Here is a 9,026-nt window from a genome sequence, read left to right on the forward strand (position 1 = left end):
TATGTTATAACCCACAATAATATGGTAATAATTGCTAGTGGGAGGGATTGTCTTATGAATACTGCATCTGTTAAGATATGGGATATGTATGAAGGACTAAAGAATAAATTTCTGTACCAGAATGATTTAAATTCAATTTATATCCTCCTAGCACTATATGACTTAGAAGAGAATATAGCCAACATATACCCAAAATATATGTGTAAAAATGAAATTAGAAGAAAGATTAAATATATTTTGAAAAATAGAGAGGATGGAGATATAATAGCACAAAATTTGAGTATAGTATTGCATGAAGACATAAATAGGCTAGAGCTATGCTTCTATTTAGAAGGATATAAGCATGGTTATGCATGTAATAAATGGGCAAATAAATTAGAAGAAAAGGCTTTGGAAGTAATTGGACTAGAGAAAATATATAACTCCTCATTTTTATTTCATTTTGATGTTTCAAATTTACATATAGGCAATTTATATTCAAAATGTAGACGAGAAATAGAAAATGAAGAGAAAAAAGAAAAATATATTGAAAAATTAGTATACGCTTTCTCAAATAAGATTATTAAACGAAAAATTACTGAACTTGATAGATTTGTTAATAAGCAATTAAAGATGGATTTTGAACTATACAATATAAAAATTAAAGAAATAGATCATAAACTTAGAGATGAAGAGGTGGATAAAATATATCATACGATAATAAACATTTTAGTAAAAAAAATGAAAAACATTTATAAGGATGCGTTTTGGTTTGCAGTAAATGACAAAGTTCTTAAAAGATACTTATAGTAATATATAATTTTGCATATTGACATAAAAAAGGGGTATTTATATATTGAACAATTAAAGGATTTAAATGATTATTGTTGAATAAGTACATATAATACATAATATATTATGTTTGAAAGGGGGATTTTTATGTACGTAAAAAACCATATGTTACCAAAAGATAAATTAGTTATTTTAAAGGTCGAAGAAAATATTAGCGATGCACTTGACAAGCTAAGTAGAGGTAATTTCTTGTCATTACCTGTGTTTGATGGAGACAGATTTAAGGGAATCTTAATGAAAGAAACAATATTTAGAAATTATTTTGAGGAAGGCTATACGGACAAAGAGAAGTTTTTACAACAGATTAAAGTTGGGGAACTTTGTAACAATAATGTGGAAACAATATCTGGCAATGAGCTTATTGAAAATGCATCCTATCTACTCAATGAACTGAGAACTCCTTTTTTACCAGTACTTGATGAAGATGATAAATTTATTGGAATTTTGACGCATAGCTCAATTTTTAGTGCATTTTCTGAAATATTTGGATTAAGAAATGGAACAAGGATAGCAATCAATGTTTATGATATTCCTGGACAAATAGCAAAATTGACAGAAATCATTAGAAAATCCAATGTTAATATTGCTAACTTTGCAGTAATGGATGCAAAAGTAATGGATGTGTATAAGGTAATTTTAAGAGTAGATGAGTGTAATGTAGATGACTTAATTGATAAAATCGAAAAATCTGGATTTAAAGTAACTGAGATTAATAACTAAAACCTGCGTATTGCAGGTTTTTTTATTCTTCTATGCATCTATTAGAAATACTAATGTATAATTATTAGCTTATGGGGAAAAATACATAATTAGATAGCATAGGAGGGATATTATGCGAAGAATACCAGCAATTTCAATTGTGTTTGTTTGTATTTTACTAATATCGGTAGGAATGATTATGGGGTATTTTTTTGGAATGAAAAATATTAATCAAAAACCTAACCCCCAAAATGATATAGCACAAAATAACAGTCAAACTGATATTTCGAGAAATAATGATTTAAATAGTATTGATCCTATAGATGATTTTGAGTTAAGTCAAATAGAAGATGAGTATATAGGACCAAATACTAAGATAACATATACGACCATTTATTTAGAATGTGATCATAGTATTGAACAGACAAAATCTCCTGAAAAAGATATGGTTAATATGAAGAAGGATCAGTTTGAAGAATATATTAATAATAATTTTCCAAATTGGAAAGTCACTTCTTTTTCTCATGATCTAATTACAATTAATATAGAAAAGAATCATCTTTGTCCAAATCATTATGTTGTAGGAGAAAAAGATGGGAAAATTGCTATTTATAAAATTAATGAAAATGGAGAAAGAAGATTAGATAAAATTATAGATAATTCGCATGTGTCGTTGCTCAAAGAGATAGATCAGAAGAAACTAGAGAAAGGGATTGTAGTTGATAGTATAGATGAAATATCAGAAATATTAGAAAATTTCATTAGCTAGATAGATTTATTAAGGCTTATTACTAAATAATTAAAGTTAGGATGAATTAACTATTTTCATCCTAACTTTGTTTATTGACCGTAATTTGTGATAAAATAATTTTTTAAAGGAATTATTGAAGTTATACCGAATATATGTTTGTAACATATATAGAATTGGAGTTGATAATTCATGATAATATTCGGAATAGATCCAGGGATTGCAATCGTAGGTTATGGTATTATTGAATATCAGGGAAATAAATTTAATGTTATTGATTACGGTGCTATACTTACCGGTCCAGAGCATCCTTTTCCTAAAAGATTGAAGATGGTATATGATGAGTTAAATGAACTATTATTCAAATACAAGCCTGACGCAATTGCTATTGAAGAACTTTTTTTTAACAAAAATGCTAAAACTGCAATCAAAGTTGGACAAGCTAGAGGAGTTCAGATACTGGCAGCAATGAATAACGGAATAGATATCTATGAATATACACCTTTACAGGTAAAGCAGGGAGTAGTAGGTTACGGCAGAGCTGAAAAAAAGCAGATACAAGAAATGGTAAAACTTTTACTAAATCTCAAGAAAGTTCCTAAGCCAGATGATGTTGCAGATGCTTTAGCTGTTGCAATTTGTCATGCGCATTCAGGTAATTTTAGAGAAATGTTTAAAATGAAATAATGGAGGGATAACATGTTTCGATATATAAAAGGAACAATTGAAGAAATAGGTGAAGATTATTTAGTATTAGAAAGCAACGGAATAGGCTATATGATAAATACTTCAAAGAGTTCAATATTGGATATAGGAGATAAGCTAGAAGATAGGAAGATATATACACACTTAAATGTAAGAGAAGATGGTATAAGTTTGTTCGGGTTTTCAACTAAAGAAGAATTAAATATGTTTAAGCTATTGATTATGGTTTCTAAAATTGGACCTAAGGTAGCGTTAGGAGTATTATCATCTATGACGCCATTAAACATAAAATTAGCTATATTAAATGAAGATTTTAATGCTTTATCTAAAGCGCCTGGTATTGGAAAAAAGACTGCAAATAGGATAATACTTGAATTAAAAGACAAAATCGAAGATAATATTATTATTGAACAAAGTAGATTATCTTTAGACACAAATACAGATACTGATGAAATTATCGTAGCATTACTTGCTTTAGGATACACTAGGAATGAAGCATATAAAGCATTATCAAATATTGATATTTCTAATAAGAAAACCGAAGAGATTATTAAACTTGCACTTAAATACTTATCAAAATAATTGAAAGGGAGAAGGTAATTATGGAAGATATGGAAAACAGAATTGTTTCTAGACAATTGAAAGAAGAAGACGTTGATATTGAGACATCACTTCGCCCTAAACTCATCGACGAGTACATTGGACAAGAGAAGGTTAAAGAAAAGCTAAACATTTTTATTAAAGCTGCAAAAGGACGTAATGAGCCTTTAGACCATGTATTATTATATGGTCCCCCAGGACTGGGTAAAACAACTTTAGCGAATATAATAGCAAATGAAATGGGTGTTAATATAAGAATTACGTCAGGTCCAGCTATAGAACGTCCAGGAGACTTAGCTGCAATCTTGACTAATCTAGCGGAGAATGATGTACTATTTATTGATGAGATTCACAGATTGAATAGAAGTGTAGAGGAAGTTCTTTATCCTGCTATGGAGGATTATGCATTAGACATTATCATAGGGAAAGGGCCTAGTGCTAGATCTATTAGGCTAGATTTGTCAAAATTTACGCTTATAGGTGCAACTACAAGAGCAGGCCTTTTAACTTCACCTTTAAGAGATAGATTTGGTGTTATTTGTAAACTGGATCTTTATGATATTGGAAGTCTGAAAATGATAGTAAAAAGGTCTTCAAGCATTCTAGGTGTAGATATAGAAGAGGAAGGAGCTATTGAAATAGCTAAGCGTTCGAGGGGAACACCAAGATTGGCTAACAGATTACTTAAAAGAGTGAGAGATTATGCACAGGTAATGGAAAATGGTATAATTACAAAGGAAGTTGCTAATAAAGCATTGGAACTGTTAGAAATAGATGCACTTGGATTGGATAGTGTTGACAAAAAAATGATATTGACAATAATTGATAAGTTTAATGGTGGCCCGGTTGGACTTGATACTTTAGCAGCGTCTACAGGCGAAGAAAGAAATACTATAGAGGATGTTTATGAACCTTATTTGCTTCAGTTAGGCTTTTTAAACAGAACACCTAGAGGAAGAGTATGCACTAAGCGTTGCTATGAGTATTTTGGGATAAACTATGACTGTGAATAGAATAATAGTTAATATATAAAGGGGTGTTAGATTGAAAATAAAGATTAATAGCATCACTCTGTTTTGCATTATAGTTATAACTTTATTATATACTCCATTTGCTTATGGAGAAAAAAATGATACTGAATACATTAAAATTGGATTAAAGGGTACTCATAATTCAAATAATATAATAGCTTTAAATAGCGATGGCTTTGAAATTGGAGTTTTTAATGATATATACAGAAAATTATTCACAATTAATGACAATACTATTCTAGCTCGTCCAGATAACTTGTATAATGTCCAAGGGGGAGAATACAAAAAGGTTAATGATATTTTAGCAGCTCAAATTGGACCATTCCATATAGAAGTTGATATGGATTTTAGTAACTATGAAGAATTATCTTATAAAGTAGATTCATTAAGGAAAAATAGTATTTCAGCATATCCTGCTTATGTAGATGGTGAGCTCAGGCTATGGATTGGGAATTATATTAATGCTGATAGTGCAAGAAATAATTCTCATAATCTGACGAATATCGTGGGAGAGTCACTAAACATAATTGAAGGAAGTATGGAAAGAGTTGTGCTTGAAGATAACAATGGACAGGTACTGCTTATATTTGATTTAGCTGACAATATCGTATTAAGAGGGCAGGATAATGGAAATACTCCATTAATAAAAGCAGGTAAGTATAAATATAGAGATTATATTACATTTAGTAAGGCACAGAATGAGTTTATTGCTGTAAACTATGTAGAGCTTGATAATTATTTATATGGAGTAGTTCCTAGAGAGATGTCAGCTAATTGGCCAATAGAAGCCTTAAAAGCTCAAGCTGTTGCAGCGAGAAATTATTCACTATTAAACACCAATAAACACGTAAATTCAGGATATGATTTGTGCGATACTCAAGATTGTCAAGTATATGGTGGATATGATTGGGAAAATATAAGAAGTAATACTGCTGTTGATGAGACTTCAGGTAATGTTTTAAAGTATGACGGGAAATTAGTAAACACATTTTATCATTCTTCTAGTGGGGGTCATACTGAAAACAGTGAAAATGTATGGAGTGAGAGCATACCATATCTTAGAGGTGTAAAAGATGAATTTTCACTTGGTTCTCCAGATGCAAAATGGGAGCTTGTTATTACAAAGGAGGAACTTTCAAAGAAGCTTTTAGATAATGGTATTGATGTAGGGGAAGTTCTTTCTATAGACATATTAGAAGTATCTGAATATGGAAGAGTAGTTGAACTTATGATAAGTGGTTCAAATAAAAATGAAATCTTGAAGAAAGAAAAGAGCAGACTTGTCTTAGGACCATTAGCTTTAAAAAGTACATGGTTTAATGTAAAGTCAGATTCAGATGTATACATACTAGATGGAAATGACAGAGTTCCATATAAGACTTCTATGATGAACAATAGTATCTTATCATCAGAAGGGAAGATATCAATTAGCAAGAATTCAAAAACAAAGCTTTTAGTTAGCGATGGAACCAATCTACAAATACTTAATACAATGCCAACTCAGTATGTTTTTAATGGTAAAGGTTGGGGACATGGATTAGGTATGAGTCAATGGGGCGCTAAAGGAATGGCTGAATTGGGATATAATTATAAAGAGATATTAGAATACTACTATACAGGGGCAATAGTTGAGTAAAGGATGATAAGAATGAAAAAAGAGGATTTTTATTTTGACTTACCAGAAGAGCTTATAGCACAGCATCCATTAGAAAACAGAGAAAATTCAAGACTTTTAGTTTTAGATAAGAATACTGGAGATATTGAACATAAGAAATTCAAAAACATACTAGAATACTTTTCTGAAGGGGATTGCTTAGTATTAAACGATACTCGAGTTATTCCTGCTAGAATTTTTGGCAAGAGAATAGATACTGGTAGTAGTATTGAGTTTTTACTTCTTAAAAGACTCGATGACAACAAATGGGAAACGTTGGTTAGACCTGGAAAGAAAGCGAAAGTTGGAAGCATGATAGAGTTTGGAGATGGAGTTCTAAAGGGAGAAATATTAGCTATTGAAGAGGGAGGAACTAGGGTAATAAAATTTGATTATGACGGTGTGTTTGAAGAGATATTAGATAAACTAGGTGAAATGCCATTACCACCTTATATTAAAGAGAGACTTGATGATAAAGAAAGATATCAAACAGTATACTCTAAGAAGGAAGGGTCGGCTGCTGCTCCTACAGCAGGATTACACTTCACAAAAGACCTTATTGAACAAATAAAAAATAAAGGTGTAAATATTGCTTATATAACTTTACATGTTGGATTAGGAACATTTAGACCTGTCAAGGCAGAAAACATAGAAGAACATGAAATGCATTCTGAGTATTTTGAGGTAAGCAATGAAGCTGCTGATATTATTAATCAGGCTAAAAAAAACGGAAACAATGTTTTTGCTGTTGGGACAACGTCAGTAAGAACAGTTGAGTCTAGTGCTGACAAGAATGGTTTAGTAATGCCTACTAAAGGATGGACAGATATATTTATTTACCCTGGATATAAATTTAAAGTAATAGATAATTTAATTACAAATTTTCATTTGCCTGAATCAACTTTAATTATGCTTACTAGTGCACTAGCTGGAAGAGATAATATTTTGAAGGCCTATAATGAAGCTGTAAAATTGAAATATAGATTTTTTAGCTTTGGAGATGCTATGATAATTAAGTAAATGAAATTCAAAAGAGGAGGAATCTAATGGCTGTTAGATATGAACTTATAAAAGAAGCAAGTGATTCGAAAGCGAGGCTGGGGAAACTTCATACTCCTCACGGGATTATAGAAACACCAATATTTATGCCGGTAGGTACTAGAGCTACAGTAAAAACTATGACTCCAGATGAGTTGAAAGATTTAGGATCACAAATTATACTAGGGAATACATATCATTTGTACTTAAGACCAGGTCATAAATTAATTGAGGAGGCTGGTGGACTCCATAGCTTTATGAATTGGGATAAACCGATTTTAACTGATAGTGGTGGATTCCAAGTTTTTAGTTTAGGAGATTTAAGAAAAATAAGTGAAGAAGGTGTTGAATTTCGTTCTCATATAGATGGATCAAAGCATTTTATTAGCCCTGAAAAATCAATGGAAATACAGAATTCATTAGGTTCTGACATAATGATGGCATTTGATGAGTGTGCACCATATCCTAGTGACTGGGATTATGTAAAAAATTCATTAGAACGAACAACCAGATGGGCGAAACGATGTAAGGAAGCACATCATAAGCCAGATGTTCAAGCTTTGTTCGGTATAGTACAAGGAGGAATGTACAAAGATTTAAGAGAGCAGAGCGCAAAAGAAATTATTGACTTAGACTTCCCTGGATATGCAGTAGGAGGACTAAGTGTAGGTGAGCCAGCAGATCTTATGTACGAGGTTTTAGATTATACTGTACCGCTGTTACCTAAAAACAAGCCGAGATATCTTATGGGAGTTGGTAGTCCAGATTATTTGTTTGAAGCTGTAATTAGAGGAATTGATATGGCTGATTGTGTTCTACCAACTCGAATTGCAAGAAATGGTACTGTTTTAACGAGCCGTGGGAAATTAGTTGTTAGAAACGCAAAATATTCAAGAGACTTTTCTAGTCTAGATCCTGAGTGTGAATGTTATGCATGTAAGAATTTCTCACGTGCTTATATAAGACACTTATTTAACGTTGACGAAATATTAGGTGCACGACTAGCAACTATACACAATCTTCATTTTCTAATTAAATTAATGGAAAACATAAGAACGGCAATAAAAGAAGATAGGTTATTACAATACAGAGAAGAATTTTATAAAAAATATGGCTATATAAAATAATAAAAATAGAGGAATTAAACTAGTTTTGTAGAATAATAAATAAGATGAGAGGGGGGACAATGCCTTGCCAGCAAACTATTCAACATTTTTATTACCAGTACTATTTTTAGTTATTTTCTACTTCTTTATTATTAGACCTCAGCAAAAAAAAGATAAAAAAATAAGAGAAATGAGGAATAATGCAAAAGTAGGAGATGAAATTGTTACTATTGGTGGTATATATGGTAAAATCGTAAAGATTAAAGATGATGTAATCACTATTGAAGTTGGAAGTGATAAAGCTAGATTTAATATAGCAAAATGGTCTATAGGTAATATTCATAATTCAACTGAAACTGAAGAATAGTTTATTTTAAGACCGTACTTAGTAAAAAAATAAAAGGGATTTTCTCAGTAATATATTTACTGAGGAGATCCTTTTTATTTTACTAGAATTAATATTGACAAAGCTTTAGGAATTAATAATATAAAAAATGCATACATATTGAATAAAGGTTATAGTCCAGCTAAGAAATGTCAATAGTTAAATCTAAAAATATTTGATATTTCTTCAAGTTAAAAAAGGGTAACATCAATAAGCCTTTTGAGAGTAT

General features: G+C 30.8%; 10 protein-coding genes. All 10 read left to right on the top strand.

Going from position 1 to position 9,026, the window contains the following annotated elements; translation table 11 throughout:
- The first annotated feature begins 54 nt into the window (after positions 1–54).
- The 10 genes from HNR33_RS21875 (at position 55) to yajC (ending at position 8,779) form a co-directional block, all read left to right on the top strand.
- Complete coding sequence (locus HNR33_RS21875; protein ID WP_429087925.1) at positions 55–789, top strand: hypothetical protein; 735 nt, start codon at positions 55–57, stop codon at positions 787–789.
- 129 nt (positions 790–918) lie between these two features.
- Positions 919–1,551, top strand: coding sequence for a CBS domain-containing protein (locus HNR33_RS21880; protein ID WP_429087926.1), 633 nt, complete (start codon positions 919–921; stop codon positions 1,549–1,551).
- A 112-nt stretch (positions 1,552–1,663) separates the two neighbouring features.
- The gene (locus HNR33_RS21885) at positions 1,664–2,299 is read left to right on the top strand and encodes a BofC C-terminal domain-containing protein (RefSeq protein WP_429087927.1); all 636 of its coding nucleotides are present in this window, start codon (positions 1,664–1,666) and stop codon (positions 2,297–2,299) included.
- 171 nt (positions 2,300–2,470) lie between these two features.
- Positions 2,471–2,965 (top strand): crossover junction endodeoxyribonuclease RuvC, encoded by a 495-nt coding sequence (gene ruvC / locus HNR33_RS21890; protein WP_429087929.1) that lies wholly within the window; start codon positions 2,471–2,473, stop codon positions 2,963–2,965.
- A 12-nt stretch (positions 2,966–2,977) separates the two neighbouring features.
- The gene (gene ruvA / locus HNR33_RS21895) at positions 2,978–3,565 is read left to right on the top strand and encodes a Holliday junction branch migration protein RuvA (RefSeq protein WP_429087932.1); all 588 of its coding nucleotides are present in this window, start codon (positions 2,978–2,980) and stop codon (positions 3,563–3,565) included.
- 20 nt (positions 3,566–3,585) lie between these two features.
- Positions 3,586–4,596: a Holliday junction branch migration DNA helicase RuvB gene (gene ruvB, locus HNR33_RS21900; protein WP_429087935.1), complete on the top strand. Its 1,011-nt coding sequence runs from the start codon at positions 3,586–3,588 to the stop codon at positions 4,594–4,596.
- Positions 4,597–4,627: 31 nt separating this feature from the next.
- Positions 4,628–6,250: a SpoIID/LytB domain-containing protein gene (locus HNR33_RS21905; RefSeq protein ID WP_429087937.1), complete on the top strand. Its 1,623-nt coding sequence runs from the start codon at positions 4,628–4,630 to the stop codon at positions 6,248–6,250.
- A 12-nt stretch (positions 6,251–6,262) separates the two neighbouring features.
- Complete coding sequence (gene queA / locus HNR33_RS21910; RefSeq protein ID WP_429087940.1) at positions 6,263–7,288, top strand: tRNA preQ1(34) S-adenosylmethionine ribosyltransferase-isomerase QueA; 1,026 nt, start codon at positions 6,263–6,265, stop codon at positions 7,286–7,288.
- Between the two features lie 26 nt (positions 7,289–7,314).
- Positions 7,315–8,433 carry a tRNA guanosine(34) transglycosylase Tgt gene (gene tgt / locus HNR33_RS21915; protein ID WP_429087943.1) on the top strand — a complete coding sequence of 373 codons (1,119 nt, stop codon included), beginning with the start codon at positions 7,315–7,317 and terminating at the stop codon, positions 8,431–8,433.
- Between the two features lie 64 nt (positions 8,434–8,497).
- Complete coding sequence (yajC, locus tag HNR33_RS21920) at positions 8,498–8,779, top strand: preprotein translocase subunit YajC (protein ID WP_429087946.1); 282 nt, start codon at positions 8,498–8,500, stop codon at positions 8,777–8,779.
- The last annotated feature ends 247 nt before the right edge of the window (positions 8,780–9,026 follow it).

Source organism: Brassicibacter mesophilus (genome assembly GCF_050433385.1).
Taxonomy (GTDB): Bacteria; Bacillota; Clostridia; order Tissierellales; family Proteiniboraceae; genus Brassicibacter; species Brassicibacter mesophilus.

Excerpts from the sequence above, each read along its gene's own strand:
- tgt (WP_429087943.1), top strand. The coding sequence starts at position 7,315 with ATGGCTGTTAGATATGAACTTATAAAAGAAGCAAGTGATTCGAAAGCG.
- ruvB (WP_429087935.1), top strand. The coding sequence starts at position 3,586 with ATGGAAGATATGGAAAACAGAATTGTTTCTAGACAATTGAAAGAAGAA.
- queA (WP_429087940.1), top strand. The coding sequence starts at position 6,263 with ATGAAAAAAGAGGATTTTTATTTTGACTTACCAGAAGAGCTTATAGCA.
- HNR33_RS21875 (WP_429087925.1), top strand. The coding sequence starts at position 55 with ATGAATACTGCATCTGTTAAGATATGGGATATGTATGAAGGACTAAAG.
- HNR33_RS21880 (WP_429087926.1), top strand. The coding sequence starts at position 919 with ATGTACGTAAAAAACCATATGTTACCAAAAGATAAATTAGTTATTTTA.
- ruvA (WP_429087932.1), top strand. The coding sequence starts at position 2,978 with ATGTTTCGATATATAAAAGGAACAATTGAAGAAATAGGTGAAGATTAT.
- ruvC (WP_429087929.1), top strand. The coding sequence starts at position 2,471 with ATGATAATATTCGGAATAGATCCAGGGATTGCAATCGTAGGTTATGGT.
- HNR33_RS21885 (WP_429087927.1), top strand. The coding sequence starts at position 1,664 with ATGCGAAGAATACCAGCAATTTCAATTGTGTTTGTTTGTATTTTACTA.